Source organism: Duganella sp. AC237, from assembly GCF_979254035.1.
Genome location: NZ_CEEDEW010000003.1, coordinates 1,888,838 through 1,903,902, shown reverse-complemented (window position 1 = coordinate 1,903,902; position 15,065 = coordinate 1,888,838). Strand labels below are relative to the sequence as shown.

Here is a 15,065-nt window from a genome sequence, read left to right as displayed (position 1 = left end):
GGATTAAGTACCGTCACTCCGACTGGTACAGCTTTAGGCTCCGTAGAGCTTTTGCAAAGGATAAGATTTATGGCTTTGACCGATACCTTTGTTCGCCAAGTTAAACCTATTGGTGACAGTAATAAGAAGTATCAAGATGGTGACGGCATGTACTTGCTCGTCAAATCTGCTGGCAAATACTGGCGCTATGATTACCGTTTCAACGGTAGCCGGAAAACTGCTGCGTTTGGCACCTACCCGGAGGTGACCTTGGCGAAGGCCCGTCAGCGCCTTCAAGAAGCTCGGGCACTGCTGGCCGATGGCGTCGATCCATCCAGTGCCAAACGCGCCAAAAAGCAGGAGCAAATTCTGCTTGAGCAACAGACGTTTGAATCTGTCGCGCGGGAATGGCTCGTCAAGACCGCCGTGCTCCGCGCAGAGACGACGCAGATTAAGGTAGAAAGCTGGCTGACCCGCAATATCTTTTCTCAAATCGGCAGCTTGGCCATTTCGCAGATCAAACCGCGTGACGTACTGCTTGCAGTCCAGCGTATGGAGGCCAGGGGCGCCATCGAATCGGCGCACCGCGTGAAACAGTTGTGCGGCCAAGTGTTCCGTTATGCCGTCGCTTTGGGCTTGGCCGAACGCGACGTTACGCAAGACCTCCGTGGCGCGCTTTCACCCGTGCCACAAAACCACTACCCCGCCATTACTGACCCCATTGAGGTGGGCAGGCTCATGCGAGCAATTCACGGTTATTCCGGTCACCAATATGCGGCAGCCGCCCTAAAGTTGTCGCCCCTCCTCTTCGTCCGTCCTGGCGAATTGCGCAGCGCTGAATGGTCCGAAATTGACCTCGTAGCTGGCGAGTGGCGCATCCCCGGCGTCAAAATGAAGATGAAAAATGACCATATCGTCCCGTTAGCAACCCAAGCCATTGTGATTTTGACGCGCCTGCATACGATGACCGGGCACGGCAGGTACGTTTTCCCGAGTATTCGCACTGAAGATCGATGCATGAGCGAAAACACCATCAATGCCTGCCTACGCGGCTTGGGTTACGCGAAAGAGGTCATGACGGCACACGGCTTTCGGGCCACTGCTCGTACGATCCTCGATGAGGTGCTGGAGGAGCGTGTGGATTTGATCGAACACCAGCTCGCGCACGCTGTGAAAGACGTCAACGGCCGAGCGTACAACCGCACGGCCCACCTCCCTGCGCGTCGGCTGATGATGCAGCGGTGGGCTGATTACCTGGATGAATTGCGGCAGCAAGTTCCAAACTAAACATATGGCGCCTTGGCGCCTTTTTGTTTTTTGCTCATTAACGTTGAGCTATGTCGCTTTTGGTTTTTTTCGGTCTTTTTTTGTTCATTTACGTCGTTTTTAGTCGAGCTTTGTCGCCTTCGGTTTTTTTCGGTCTATTTTTGTGCATTTTCGTCGAAAATGGTCGCTTCATGCGGTGTTCATCTTTCAACTTCGCCTAAAGAAGAAATTTATTTTGACGGCCGTCGGCATTGCGGTTATGATTTCGCTTCTTCAACACGAAAGGCAAGAAATGTTATTAAATTTTAAATAAATAAGGATAAGAAATGAATAAAGTAATTGTACGGATTGCCGATATTGCATCCACTCCCAAGCGGGCCGGGATGTTGCCGGTCAGTCCAGCCACGATCTGGCGTTGGGTTCGCGACGGGAAATTCCCACAACCGTTTAAGCTCGGTTCGAGCGTCACCGGGTGGTACGCCGCCGATATCGAAGCTTTTGTCGCGCAGTGTGCAACGGAGGCAGCATGAGTGGGGATCTGACGGCCTCGTCCGTCAAAGTTGCACTGACGCATGCCCATGCGGCGGCACTCAAGATGGCAGCCTTGGGCTTCCCCGTATTCCCTCTTCATGGCATCAACGAGAAAGGCCAGTGCACCTGCGGTGCAGCGCACGGCCGTTGCAAGGCGGGCAAGCATCCGCGCCGATTGGGCAGCTTCAAAGAAGCAACTACGGATGCGGGGCTGATCAACATGTGGTTCATGGAGAAAGACATTAATTACGGCATTCGCACTGGCGTCGAGATCAAAGACAGCGGCAAAATGCTGGTTGTCGTCGATGTGGACAGCTATAAAGAAGGCGGCGAACACGCATTGGAAAGCCTTATCAGTCAGTACGGGGCGTTGCCGGACACGGCGGAAGTAATGAGTGGTGCCGGTGGCCGTCACATGTTCTTTCTGACCGAGATCGGCAACAACTTTTCCAACAAGCTGTGCGAGAACGTAGACTTCAAAGGAAGTGGCGGCTATACCGTCGGCCCCGGCTCCATGCACGCATCCGGCAAGCGGTACGATTGGGAGGGTTCCAGTGACCTGTTTGAAGGCCACGAAGTCGCAGAACTGCCGAAGTGGATTGTCGAACAGATCCGCAAGCCAAGCATTCAAGAGCGCGAGCAGGCCAACCCGCCAGCAACCGCCAGTTCGCTGACCGACATCGAAGTAGCGAGCGTGAAACGTAATCTGTCGGACATTCCCGCCGACGACTACGATATCTGGATCAGCGTCCTGATGGCACTGAAAAGCCTGCGCGCAGACCAGCAAGCTTACGAACTGGCAGTTGAGTGGAGCAGCAAGAGCGCGAAGTATGATGGGGGCCAGTTGCGGGCGACGTGGCTCAGTCTGAAAGCAGAAGGCGGGATTGGCATCGGCACGATTGAGCGCTTAGCAGGCGAAGAGCGCATCAAGGGCATCGATATCAGCAAACTGCTGGCGAACCTCATGGCTGGCCTCGACTCTTCTGAATGGCGCACGCCCGAAATCCTTAAACACCCAGGCGTTGCGACTGCATACCCCTTGCATGCGCTGCCTCTGATTGTTCGTGATGCTGTCGTGGAGGTCCAGCAGTTCGTCCAGGCGCCGATGCCAATGGTGGGGTGCTCGGCCTTGGCGACCCTCTCGCTGGCTGCACAAAGTCAGTTTGATGTCGAACGCGCGTCTAGCCTGCATGGTCCGCTGAGCCTGTACTTCTTGGTGGTGGCCGATTCCGGCGAGCGTAAGTCCAGCCTGGACAACTACTTCGCCAAGCCAGTGGCCGAGTATGAGAAAGAGCAAGCAAGGCTCGCCGAGACGCTGGTGTCGAATTATGCCGCTGACATGGCGGCGTGGGACGCTGTGAAACAAGGTTTGACGGACCGTATCAAACAGAAGACTAAGGCAAGCGAGAACACGGACTCTACCAAAGCGCAACTCCGCGAGCATGAGGCCGCCAAACCTGCTCGTCCTGTCGTCGCGCGCTTGATTTATAGCGACACGACTCCAGAGGCGTTGGTGCGTGGCATCGCGACTGAATGGCCGTCCGCCGGCCTGATCTCGTCCGAGGGCGGCGCGGTTTTTGGTGGCCACGGTATGAGCAAGGACGCGCAAGTGCGGAACATGGCAACGATCAATCAATTATGGGATGGCAAGCCGATCCGCACTGACCGTAGCACGACCGCGTCGTTTACGGCCGAGGGGCGCTTGACAGTCGCGATCCAGGTCCAGGCCCCCACGCTGAAAGCCTTCTTCGACGGATCGAATGGCTTGGCTCGCGGTACGGGTTTCCTGGCTCGCTTCCTCATCACCTGCCCGCAGTCCACGCAAGGAACGCGTCGATATATTGAACCTCCGACTGAGTGGCCGCTGCTGGAGCGTTTCCGTGAGCGCTTGGCGGACATTTTGAAGCTGCCACAGCCAATCCAAAACGGCCGCTTGCAACCGCCCATGCTGCACCTGTCGCCCGAGGCAAAAGATGCTTGGGTGGGGTTCTACAACGAACTCGAGCTGCAACTTGGAGATGGCGGTGAACTCCATGATGTGCGCGACGTAGCCAGCAAAACGGCGGACAATGCTGTTCGTCTGGCCGCCTTGTTCCACGTCGCAGAGGACAGCAGCGGAGACATCAGCAAGGAACACATGGTCGGCGCTGCGGAAATTCTGCGTTGGCACCTGAACGAGTCCCAGCGTGTCTTGAACGGCGTGGCCGTGCCATTGGAAGTGGAGAACGCGGCGAAGTTGGGTAGCTGGCTGCGTGCGAAGTGCGTCGAGCAGGATGTGCGTGAATTCTCCATGCTTGACCTGATGCAGCGCGGCCCCAAGCCGTTGCGCAAGAAGGCCGTTCTGGAACCTGTCCTGGAAACACTGACGTCGCTGGGTCACGTTAAGGTCGTAGGCGAAAATCCGCGCTTGGTGAAGGTAAACCCCGCCCTGTTGCCGCAGTAGCGACCGGTGATACCTCTGCTACAGCTATTGCTGCGATTGAGCTAATCTTGTCCTGACATCGCTGTTTGCATCAAATAGCAGAATAGCTCGAATAGCAGTAGCAAATTACGTCAAACTGATCGGCCCCGTCGCAAACGGGGCCGACATACGGGCCTGTCGGCGATAACCACTGTCAACAAGGGCCACTGACATCTGCATCACCATGGAAAAAATCCACCACGATGGCTGGCGGCACACTGCTCTCGCTGCGTCTACGTTTGGACGTTTTCGCCGCATTCCGCTCAACCGAGTCAATATCGGCGTTACATCAAAGCTGACCTTTAGCACGATCTACAACTCGTCCTCCGAATGCAATCTCTCAAACGTATCGATTATTACCCCCCAGCAACATTTGAAATCAGTAGCCGAATAGCAGAAATAGCAGTAGCACGGGCTGGCGCTTACAGACGGTTATTTAATCGGTGGCTTGCCTGCGGTGGCAAGTTTCGCGTTGAGCGCCGCGATTTTCGCGTTAGCCAAGGCCGGCTGCACATAGAAAAAATCGAACAGCTCTTCCAGCACATCCAAATTCCATTCCGCTTCCTCAGGTTCAACGGGTAGTATGCTGCCGCTGGCCTTATCTTTCATGGGATGTGCCGCAAAATTCCCGATATTGCGTATAGCGTCCAGACTAGTTGCCAGCGCACTCGGCAGCACCTTTGAAGCCAGCACCGCCTGAATGGCCGGGGCTAAATCATGTTGGGTAAAGCCCTGCTCGCGTAGTACCCCTTGCAAGCATCGGCGGCTCAATGCGGCTGAAGCCTTAGGACTATCTGTAATGACCAAGCAACTTTCGTTGAAATCTTCGGCGATTTCTGCTGGAACCATCGTCGGCGCTTTCGCGCGCGCCGCACTCTTCGGAACGATGAGACGGGTGGTGTCTGCATTAACGCCTACTCCCACTTCTCTTAAGAATAGAATTGCTCTCGCACACGCCGGGCAGGTCATGGAGTTCACGTACCAGTTACATACAACATCGGCTGCGCTTTTCGCTCTGAAGATTTCGCGCCCATCCGTCACGATTGTTCCGCCAAATGCTGGGTGAATTTCGATTGTGCAATGCGGGCATTTCATAATATTGTCCTCTGGGCTAAGCGAACTTGCGGTGCGAGATTGTAAGCTAGTAGGTGGGGGTAGGAGAAGTGGAGAAGGTAATATATTTATATATATATTATCCTTATATATCAATGACTTAACCATCATCCAACTTTGTGCAAAGCAGGGAGAAGTCTGGTGACAAAGAGAGAAAGAACGTGGCGGGTGTGGAGCAGCGGTTCTCGGCGCTAGGACCGGTGGAGAGGGTGCTGACTGGCCTTCACGCGCGCGAGCTTGGCGTCCGCTCTAATGGGCCGTAGCCTTTACGTTTCTTGGCCCCCGCCTAGCCCGTCTTGGCGCGTCTTTGAAAGCCGTCGCCCTGTCCTTGAGGCCGCGTTTGAGATCAACTTGGCCAAAATCCTGCGCGCCGCCAAGGCGTCTAGCAGCTCGTTGGTGACGCTGGACGATGGCGATGTGCGCACCGTCGTGGCGCTGACCGAAACCCGCCTGGCGGTCCATCTGGGCCGCCGGGTGTGGATGGCCGACATCGTGGCCGTGCCGTGCCTCGGAGGCCGGCTACGCCCCTTCCTCAAGTCCTCGCGCGCACGAGGGGAATTTTCATTCGCTTTACTTCCGAGGTGGCGCGTTAGCGTGCCGCCACTGCCTCGCACTACGGTATCGCAGCACGCTGACTCCGTCATCGATGGAGCGCGCGCAACCGGCCCGGTGCAAGCTCATAGGCCGCATCGGCGGGTGCGCAGACGATGCCGTGCCAGCGCGACCGCCTCGGGCATGGCGCAAGCGGTACGGGCGCTTGGCGGGCCGCCTGGCGAACTTAACAGGCATGCACCACGGACGGTCCAGTCAGTCTGTCGTGGAAGCGCCGGCAGTATTATGCGACGGTGGTCACCGTACAAAATTGGACTGCGGTCGTGAGTGCCACCATTTTTCAATCGCGGTCATCTCCTTACGGAGCACCATCTTCAATATCGCTCGGCCATGCTGTTCAACAATGTGGTCGCCGGGATTGATCGTTGATTGCTTTCCGTGCACGAGGCTTGAGCGTAACTTATAGAAATTACGCATTTGATCACGTAGCTCCTTGCGATTTTCGGGGTTGGTTCCAATCAGATAGCCCACTCTGTCGGCAATTCTCTCGGTGATGCCTCGCTCTTCAGAGTCTTCGCCGAGTGCTGCTTCGAGGGCGATGCAAGTTTTGATGCAGCCACCGATGGCCTCATCGTCCGCAGCGGCGTCAAAAGCCCACTCAAATGCGCTTCTCAAGCCAGCAGAGTCAGCCGCCGCCGACGGTTCTGAGAGGGCACTGATCGAAAGGCACAAAGCAGTCTTGATGTATCGATCAACTGTGTAATTAACGTTGGGTAGTGCCGTTTCCGGCGGCCAATTGGGCACCACGATATCATTCAAATAGCTGGACATACCCAAGCCGAGCTTGAGCTGCTTGGGGTTTTCGACGCCTGCTGTCATGTCATACACCAACGCCTCAAGCGTAGGTTGAGCTTCTTTTTCTCGGAGAGCAAATGCAAGCAGGCCAAGTCGGTCTCGTCTGCGTTCAAAAATCCGCTTTTCGACGCCAACTTGGATGGTTCGTTTCATTAGTGCCATGGCATCATGCATTGCAGAGGCAGCACGCGTAGCTCGGATAAAGCCTGTCGCGCTGACTTTGAGATACATGCGTCTGGGCGAGGGTGGCGAGGGCATACTTGCCGGCAAGGCAAGCCCTTCTCTCGCAACCAGTTCCGCCAATGTCGTGTGAGACGGACCTGAAAAACACGCGCTTAGCGGTCTCGATACGAACGAAATCGGCCCCGACAAAACGAAGTCGCTGGCAAGCTGAAGCTGGGGAAGAGGAAACAAAATATCGTAGCTACGCGGAATTGTTCTTAAAAATGAAACTATGTCGTCAGCCGTCTCGGCGATTTGCGCGGCGGTCAATTGGGAGGATAGTTCTTGTGCCTGGCTGGCTGCGTCTAAGCTGTGGAGGCGATGAAAGACGTTATCAATAATGATCCCGTTCACGTCGTAATCGCTTAGCCAGCGGCCGTAATATTTGGCGACGGTGCACTTTACGCTTTTAAACCGATCGTCAGTCCAAACGTCTACGATGCCTCCTTCTATTGTGGCGCTTGCCAGCGAGGAAAGCAGATCCTTCTTCAACGCTGGCGCGGCGCTGTCGAACCCGCTCTTTTTATTCGGTTGCTTATGCTTAGTGCTCAATGGCCGCCCTCAAAAAGTTGCAAAAATGAAATTAGCAAGGCATTTCGCGCCTTGAAAGGAATTGCTTTACACACCTTTTTGGAAAGCCCTATAAACGCGCACGTTCAGGATACCGATATTGAAATCGTGGGCGCCTACGGAGGCGCAGCGAGCGGGCCTTAAAAATGAGCAAACACATAGACAGGCAGGCTGGGTTTGAGGAGACGCGACTCCAGAATGGCTTGCAGCATGGCGCACCCGATACGGGCGTTTAGCGGGGCGCTTGGCTGGCGTATGGCCCCGAAAAACTATCCGTGGGGCGCCGCTGGCCAAGCTCGTCGCATACAATGTTTGGCTGCTGTTAAAAATCGGGAGGAGTCATACCCTTTAATGCCCTCTTCATTGCGTCCTGTTCGTCCAACGCCTTCCTTATGACGTCGACGCCGTGGCCGCCCAGCGCTCTCTTCATTGCATCCTGTTCGTCCAGCACCTTCCTTATGACGTCCACGTCATGACCACCCAGCGCTTTTTTGATCGCGTCCTGCTCCTCCAACACTTTCACCGCCGCACCAACTTGACTTATCTCTGTAAACGAGCGAGCGGCGACATTCCGCTCCTCCATCGCCTTCACCACTGCACCGACCTGATTGATGTTGTCAAGCGCCTTCATGGCCGCGTTGTGCTCGCCCAGCACCTTAAACGAGCGAGCGGCTACGTTCCGCTCCTCCATCGCCCTTACCACCGCACCGACCTGATTGATGTTCTTGAGCGCTTCCATGGCCGCATTGTGTTTCTCCAGGGTCTGCTGCGCTACAGCAAATGTTGAGGGCTGATACCCGGTCGCCGACGAAGGAAACATGGCCGCTTGGCGTTCAGTTAACGCGGAGATGGAACCGCCGCCAATCGTTGACAAGCCGGCCGTGGACTGCTCATCCTGAGCCTGACCGAGCACAGGCTGCTCTCCATCCGTCGATTGCTTGCCGCCCGGGACAGGAGGGTCGCCGGGCAGTGACTCGGCCGCGCTACTACCGGCCTCTTCTTGCGCCAAATCGCTTTTTTCGCCCGTCTCATCAAATTGGGCGTTATCGTGATCCTCACGCACCGCTGACTGCAGTTCCTTGCTCAGTTTATGGATTAGCCCACCCGTATCGTCGGCCTGCCCAGTCATCCCATTTAGAATGTTCAGCATGCCCCTCAACTGTTGATTGTTGGGAAAATTCGGGTAACGTACCGTGTGATCGATCTCACTCCAGCCTTCTTCAAAGATAGTGCGCACTTGAAGCTCAATATTGACAACGCGAAGCGTGGGCCTTGTTGTCAGAATGTAATGTATTGACCGGTAGTTGTCTTTGTGCTTATTAACGCCCATACCCGCTTTTTCATACTGCGCTGTAAGCTCAGGATTGTCGCCTTCGCGAATATGCGCCATGGGGTTCTCTTTTAACGGAAATATTGCACGTACCTCGCGGTCGATCTCTAAGCAGTCCTCTTTAAACAGGTGCAGGGCGCGGAGGCCGACCAGATCATCGACTACTTCGATGTAATTTGTCGCCGATATGTCCATGTACTTTGGCTCTTTCGCGACCCGTTTTCGTATAATCTTTGCCATGAGGTGGCTTGAATCCTTGACGCGCCATCGAACAGAATGTACGCCTTTAAATCGTTGTATGACACTGGCATTCGATATAGCGCTGGCTTCCAGAGCTGCTTGTTGATTCTCGTGATCCTGCCCGATTAGGAGCAACTGTTCCCAAGAGATATTGCTGGATTGCCAATCACCCGGCTCGATCCTGTTCTCCTTTAAGAACACATCAAGATTGCACTGCAACATAAAATGCCCTTCGTTAATTAGTTGTCTTTATTCTATCCGCATTTGAGTACGCTGTCCGATCCGCTGATTTTTTTATACAGGTCATCCGCTCGGACGCACGACGCAGGATCCACGCCTCCGGCTCAGTAATGCAATTGGTTCCCGCGCAACGCATTATCTGCCGCCGTTGCTACTATCACGGGCCTTGCCCCACTGATCGGCAGGCAATGGTGAAAAAAATCGATCAGTAGGGTTGTAAACGAGTCCGATAATCAGTATTATCAATGCATCTAGACCCTATTGATAAACGGAATGCGAACATGACCATATACGGATATGCCCGAACCTCAACCTTCGACCAGCAGTACGGGCTTGCTGACCAAGTCGAGCAGTTGAAGCGTGCCGGGTGCGATAAGATCGTTTCGGAACAGGTCAGCGCCACGGACATGGCTGGGCGCGCCCAATGGGCGACGATGATGAAGGAGCTGGAGCGTGGCGATGTGGTGACGATCACCAAGATCGACCGAGCTGCCCGCAATATCGCCGACATGGTCGATATCACCAAGCGCTTAGCCGAGATCGGCGCGTCGATCCGCATTCTGGACATGAACATTGACACGACGACGGCGACCGGCACGCTCATGTTGAATATCTTCGCCAGCGTCGCCCAGTTTGAGCGCGATCAGATGCTGGTGCGCCAGCGTATCGGTATCGAGGCGGCAAAGGCCAAGGACAAGACATTGCCACTTGAACAGCGGACCTACAAAGGCGCGGCGCCCACGGCTCGCGCAAAAGCCGCAGAGGTGCATGCGCTGCTGGCTGCGGGCCGAAGTAAGGAGCAGGTCGCCAAAGCCTTGAGCATCGGTGTCGCAAGCGTGTACCGCATCGTTCAGGCCAAGCGGAAAGAGGCGCAGAATGGTATGCACGTGCTGACAGCCCAACCGCATGAGGCAGCTACCGGTGCATCGACGGATTGAGTCCAACGGCGGCGGACGGGGTGAGGTGGAGCAAGCCTACCGCCAGGGCGGCGCACATCGCATGAACTCCCAGCGGCGAGGGTCAAATAGTCGGTCGAATAGCTAGGCGCCTGACATGATGTTGACTTCACCCTCACGCGGCTCGGCCGACTACCGTATGTTCAAATTTCCCTTCCGCAGCGTGCTGTGCCCGCATCCGCTGGTCTCGACGGCTGACGCCTCGAAAGACGCCGTACCAAGCAAACGGCCTGACCAGCTTAGCGACATCGTACAGGCACTCCTCTTGCGTTTTGATGACGTATTGGTCAAGCTGGACCGTATCGAAGCAAAGGTCGAGTTGCTCCCCCCAAGCATCTCATTCGCGCGGTTCGCCGAAGCATCTGTAGTTCAGAACTAACGGAGCCACTGTCTTTCGCTTGGAGTCCAAGTATGGACACAAGCGCGTCAGGCGAAGCTTTGTTTCCACAAAGGCAATCATTGCGTTACACTGGCCGAACTTCCGCTTTGGGCCAGGAGCAGACGTAAGATTTTAGTTGGCGGTATCAATGTTGCTTACTTTGAAGCAAAACATACTTTGGCAATTTTTTGGAATCCAGGATTGCAGTCGCTGGCCTCATCCAACGATAAATCGAGGCCAAATTGAGAGATGAGTATAAGCTTAAGGGATTTTTATGGATTCTCCGCAACCAAATGGCCGTACGCTTTGGGATTTCATGGCCAAGTTGATTGAATCAAGGTTAGCATTATTTGGTTTGCTGGTGGCGGCCATCTTTGTTCCCCTCCTGATTTGGCTATGTGTTCATATTTCCTCCGAGCCAGGTACCAAGGTGGCGCTATTCAACGGTGTGATTAGCTACGAAAAGGCTAAAGTTCCTATTCCGCTCCCTAGATTGGACGCGTGTCTTACAGAGATGAAAGCGGTAGAAAGCCTACGGACGCAAGTTGCGGCGTGTGGAAAAGTGAATGAAGAACTGAGCGGCCCACCAGCCATCTATATCATTCAGTTCGAATACAAATATAGCTCAAAATCGGAATGTAAAAAAGATATGGAAAAGGCGTTTCGTGCGATGAAATTAGGTGGGGAAATTGAGGTGGGCGACGGCGCCGTTTCGGTTTCAGATGGAAATTATGTACTGTTTGCAAATTGCCGGGAGCCTAATGCTGCTTTCCTTGTTATAGCTGGCCCGTCGGATGATAAGGCAAAAGACTACGGTGGTAGATTTGAAAAAGTTTACGAGTAGTAAATTTTATTTTGCAGTGCGTAGGCTTGTAATATTCTTGGGCAGGCAATTGGGGCGTCTGAATTTGCGTTATATGTCATTGACGGCGTTGGGGCGGGAGTAGCCCTTCTATTAGGCTTGTGCGCCTATGACGCCAACGATTTGGCCAACGTGCTGGCAAACGTCCACGAGGTAGTGCCGGACTGGGGGCGCGTCGTCAGCCGGTGCACCGAAATCTGTCAGCAACGTATCGCGGGAAATCGATCTGCTGGAGGCGCCGATGCACGTAGCCCTAAAAAACCGACGCGCTGGCTGCATGGCGCGGCACCTCCGGCTGCTTGAGAAGACCGCCAGCGCGGCTTTGAACAACAAGGTGGGGGAAGTGATCAAAGCGGGTCTGATCGACCGCCACGGCCTCGCTGATGCGGTCGTGAAGCGCAACGAAGAGATGATGCGCATCAAGATGATTGCCGGCGTGCGCAAAACTGTGACCTTCCTGACCCGCCTGTCTGGCCTGACCGGCAAGGAGTACGCCGTGCTGTACACGGCCGCCAATGCCGATCTGGTCAACGTCAACGCCTCGTTGTGCCGCCCTACGCCGCTGGGAAGGTCGGCGGGTTGCCGCCGTTCGTGATTGCTGACCAGGGGGGGGGGGGAGGCAAAGCCCCCTCCCCGCCTGCTCGCTCGCACCGGTCGATCCCTCAAAATTTTTCGCGCACAGAATATAAAAAAGTATTTTGGTGCTGCGCTCGGCCCATTGATCGGCGTCCTCGACAATGTGGCTTTCCCCAACAAGCCCAAACCAATGCAGACATTTTTCGACACGCTTGCAGTTTTCAATGCGATCTCTTTGACCGTGCTCGCATTCAAGTTGGCGAGCGCCAGTCGGCGGTCCGAACGGCTCGACGTGGACATCGGCAAGGCCAAAGCGTCCGTCTACCGGACAGGCTATTTCAAATCATATGGGTCTGCTCGACCGCTACGGCCTCGTTGGGCGGCGAGCAAGCCGCTCCAATAAAATGGCTTATACTTCTCCTACATTCAACCGGAGAACACCGTGTACGACCGATTAGCACACGCATGTGACGAAATGAAGAATGCAGTGATACGGGCGATTCTGGTAATGGCTTTGTTTCAAACAGCCGGTGTCGCCTGCGCCCTGGTCTGGTTTAGGTGAGCCGGCGCCAGAAGCTGCTAGCTCGCCTTGCATAGCGCCGCCTTTTGAGGGGGGGGGAGCCGAAGCCCCCCCCGGCCTACACGCAGCACACCGGTCGATCCCTCAAATTTTTCGCGCATAGAATATGAAAATTTTCTGGTGCCAATGGGTCGAATTGATCTGCGTCCTCGACAATGTGATTTTCCCTAACGAGATCGACCCATGCAGACATTTTTCGACACGCTTGGCTTTTTCAACCTTATTATTCTCGCCGTACTCACATACAAGATCGCAGGCGCCCGCCAGCGAACCGAACGGCTCGGCGTAGCAAGCGGCGAAGCCAAAGCGTCCATCCGGCAAACGGGCTAACCTTCGCCTCGCTCCAGCCCGAACATCGATTCCAATACGGCGTGCCGGTATTCAGCTACGCGTTGCGGCGCCTCTTCGCAGATGGTCATCTTTCGTAAGCCGACCAGCGCCACCGGAAAGAGAAAGTATGCAGCTGGAGCGTTGTTTTCTGGGTTGAGCTGGACCGCGATGACGAAGTCCACTTTTTGTGCACTGGGCATATCGACGTGCCAGCGCAGGGGCCGGCCTTCATGATACCGGCGGCTCCGGGCGACAACCATTTTCACGATCAGGTTGTCGTTGATGGAGATCGTGTTCTTCCCATGTGTTGGCGAGCTGGCGGCACCTGCCTGCGCGATCAGGCCGGTAAGGCTGGCCATGGTCGCATTCCGCACCGTTTCTATCCGTCGCCACGATTCGACGTACTTAGCCGCCCGCGTTGTCGGCGGGACGCCGGCCAGCGTGTACGCGTTTGTCAGGGTGCCGAAGCGCGTAACGAAAACTTTGTGCGGCGGCAGGCCGGGAGTAAGGTCGATCAATCGGGTGCTGACCTCGCCATGCGCCCTATGCACCAGGCGCAGCATTTCAAGCAGATCAGGCGTGGCAATTCGCTGTCCCCGCGCCTGGCGTTCCTGCTGGGCGGCATGGAACGTGGACAACGGAACCAGCGCTTCAAACGCGTCTCGCTTCAATACCCAGCTTTCCGGCGGATTCAGGCTCGGCGGAGTATGCATGGCGTAACTGGTACGGTTGTAGACAACGGAGCCGGCATATTTTTCATGAGTGAGTATCGTGTGCACGACAGGAGCGGTCCAGAGGCGCCCCGACTCGCTCGGGTATGTTCCTTGTTCATCAGCCTGGCAATTGCGGCGTCACCCAAGCGATGATGCAGGTACAGGTCGTAAATGCGCCGCAGTACGGCGACCTCATTCGGCGGTCCCGGCACAAACACCACACGGTTTGTAAGGGCGCCTTTGCGGTCGCCCGCCCGCAGCGTACGCCGCACGCGCCCATCCTTGTCCAGCACCGCACGACGAAGCGCATAGCCGGCCGATCCGCCTTGCTTAAACCCCATGAGCGCGAACCTGCTCTGCGCCGCAAACACCTTGCCCGACAGCTCACGGCTGTATTCGGCAGCCATGGTGCGCTTGAGGTTCTTAAGTATCGATGACATCGTAGAGCCGTCGTTTTGAAACGGCTCCGCGCAATAGACGATATCGATCCCGGCGCGACGGCACAGGAATTCGTAGTGCGCGCTTTCGTCCACGTCCTGAAAACGCCCCCAGCGGCTGACGTCGTAGACCAGTATTACGCTGAAATTGGCTGCGCCGGCCAGGACGTCGTCGATCAGTTTTATCATTCCATCGCGCCCGTTTATTCGCAACCCGCTCTTGCCCGCGTCCGCATACATGGCGACGATCTCAATCCCGTGGGCGGCGGCATACTCGTTTAGCTTTTCACACTGGTGCTGGATCGAGTAGTTCTGCGGATCTGTCGACATGCGGACGTACACCGCCGCGCGTCGAGCCGGCGCGCCGACGGGAGTCGATTTGCAGGTCATCAGCGGCCGCCTATGCCTCGATTGGGCGGTCGGCAAGGGCTTGGGCTGCGGCCAGTACTTGCGCTTCTGTGCGCCCGCATAGCCGCTTACTTACCGCTCGTTGAATGGCTTCAGCATGCTCTGCGACAAAGCACAGGGCGTATTCGTTGCCATGGACTTCCGCAAGTGCGCCCTTGACCGCCTTGCCGGCCGCGCGCAGCGCGGCGAAGCGGCGCTTCGTCAAGTAGCCTGAATGAACTTCCTCTTGTACAGTAGACGTTCATCTTCGTCCGCTTTCGCCGGAAGTGGACGTAGACTAAGAAATAATTAAATAAATGTGGTTTTTCTCGTACCATTGTCAGTGCAAACGTCTTAGACGTAGGCATTTGTCTTCGCGGGGGCTAGCTTACGCGCGTTTTTTTATTCACTTTCTTTCAGCGGTAGCCCAGTCCGGCTGAGTTTATCGGAGTAGTGTGCCGTTGTCGGGCGGCTACCTCTTGACAA

The 15,065-nt window shown here is 55.6% G+C and carries 14 protein-coding genes; 8 read left to right on the top strand and 6 right to left on the bottom strand.

Annotated elements, in window-relative coordinates; genetic code table 11:
* Positions 1–69 precede the first annotated feature (69 nt).
* The 3 genes from AC0IYS_RS08840 to AC0IYS_RS08830 all read left to right on the top strand — a co-directional run bounded on the left by AC0IYS_RS08840 (position 70) and on the right by AC0IYS_RS08830 (position 4,219).
* The gene (locus AC0IYS_RS08840; protein ID WP_471704809.1) at positions 70–1,266 is read left to right on the top strand and encodes a tyrosine-type recombinase/integrase; all 1,197 of its coding nucleotides are present in this window, start codon (positions 70–72) and stop codon (positions 1,264–1,266) included.
* 305 nt (positions 1,267–1,571) lie between these two features.
* Positions 1,572–1,775, top strand: a complete 204-nt coding sequence (locus tag AC0IYS_RS08835) for a helix-turn-helix transcriptional regulator (protein ID WP_471704808.1) — start codon at positions 1,572–1,574, stop codon at positions 1,773–1,775.
* Complete coding sequence (locus tag AC0IYS_RS08830; RefSeq protein WP_471704807.1) at positions 1,772–4,219, top strand: DUF3987 domain-containing protein; 2,448 nt, start codon at positions 1,772–1,774, stop codon at positions 4,217–4,219. Before AC0IYS_RS08835 ends, AC0IYS_RS08830 begins: the two co-directional genes overlap by 4 nt.
* Before the next feature lie 450 nt (positions 4,220–4,669).
* Here AC0IYS_RS08830 and AC0IYS_RS08825 read toward each other — a convergent pair whose 3' ends face one another.
* The 3 genes from AC0IYS_RS08825 to AC0IYS_RS08815 all read right to left on the bottom strand — a co-directional run bounded on the left by AC0IYS_RS08825 (position 4,670) and on the right by AC0IYS_RS08815 (position 9,341).
* Positions 4,670–5,332 (bottom strand): DUF4145 domain-containing protein, encoded by a 663-nt coding sequence (locus AC0IYS_RS08825; RefSeq protein WP_471704806.1) that lies wholly within the window; start codon positions 5,330–5,332, stop codon positions 4,670–4,672.
* Between the two features lie 867 nt (positions 5,333–6,199).
* Positions 6,200–7,531, bottom strand: a complete 1,332-nt coding sequence (locus AC0IYS_RS08820) for a hypothetical protein (RefSeq protein ID WP_471704805.1) — start codon at positions 7,529–7,531, stop codon at positions 6,200–6,202.
* 340 nt (positions 7,532–7,871) lie between these two features.
* The gene (locus AC0IYS_RS08815) at positions 7,872–9,341 is read right to left on the bottom strand and encodes a RelA/SpoT domain-containing protein (RefSeq protein ID WP_471704804.1); all 1,470 of its coding nucleotides are present in this window, start codon (positions 9,339–9,341) and stop codon (positions 7,872–7,874) included.
* 299 nt (positions 9,342–9,640) lie between these two features.
* On the opposite strand from AC0IYS_RS08815, the gene AC0IYS_RS08810 reads away from it, so the two are divergent.
* From AC0IYS_RS08810 to AC0IYS_RS08790, 5 genes are all read left to right on the top strand, one after another.
* Complete coding sequence (locus tag AC0IYS_RS08810) at positions 9,641–10,297, top strand: recombinase family protein (RefSeq protein WP_471704803.1); 657 nt, start codon at positions 9,641–9,643, stop codon at positions 10,295–10,297.
* A 115-nt stretch (positions 10,298–10,412) separates the two neighbouring features.
* Positions 10,413–10,694: a hypothetical protein gene (locus AC0IYS_RS08805; protein WP_471704802.1), complete on the top strand. Its 282-nt coding sequence runs from the start codon at positions 10,413–10,415 to the stop codon at positions 10,692–10,694.
* 274 nt (positions 10,695–10,968) lie between these two features.
* Complete coding sequence (locus tag AC0IYS_RS08800; RefSeq protein WP_471704801.1) at positions 10,969–11,538, top strand: hypothetical protein; 570 nt, start codon at positions 10,969–10,971, stop codon at positions 11,536–11,538.
* Positions 11,539–11,833: 295 nt separating this feature from the next.
* Positions 11,834–12,151 carry a hypothetical protein gene (locus AC0IYS_RS08795; RefSeq protein ID WP_471704800.1) on the top strand — a complete coding sequence of 106 codons (318 nt, stop codon included), beginning with the start codon at positions 11,834–11,836 and terminating at the stop codon, positions 12,149–12,151.
* Between the two features lie 744 nt (positions 12,152–12,895).
* Complete coding sequence (locus AC0IYS_RS08790) at positions 12,896–13,042, top strand: hypothetical protein (RefSeq protein WP_471704799.1); 147 nt, start codon at positions 12,896–12,898, stop codon at positions 13,040–13,042.
* On the opposite strand, the gene AC0IYS_RS08785 is transcribed toward AC0IYS_RS08790, so the two are convergent.
* Genes AC0IYS_RS08785 through AC0IYS_RS08775 form a run of 3 tightly spaced genes read right to left on the bottom strand, consistent with a single transcriptional unit; the run spans position 13,039 to position 14,805 of the window.
* The gene (locus tag AC0IYS_RS08785) at positions 13,039–13,821 is read right to left on the bottom strand and encodes a recombinase family protein (protein WP_471704798.1); all 783 of its coding nucleotides are present in this window, start codon (positions 13,819–13,821) and stop codon (positions 13,039–13,041) included. The genes AC0IYS_RS08790 and AC0IYS_RS08785 overlap by 4 nt on opposite strands.
* Complete coding sequence (locus tag AC0IYS_RS08780; protein ID WP_471704797.1) at positions 13,734–14,582, bottom strand: recombinase family protein; 849 nt, start codon at positions 14,580–14,582, stop codon at positions 13,734–13,736. The genes AC0IYS_RS08785 and AC0IYS_RS08780 overlap by 88 nt, the downstream gene beginning before the upstream one ends.
* A 10-nt stretch (positions 14,583–14,592) precedes the next feature.
* Positions 14,593–14,805, bottom strand: a complete 213-nt coding sequence (locus tag AC0IYS_RS08775) for a hypothetical protein (protein WP_471704796.1) — start codon at positions 14,803–14,805, stop codon at positions 14,593–14,595.
* Positions 14,806–15,065: the final 260 nt, after the last annotated feature.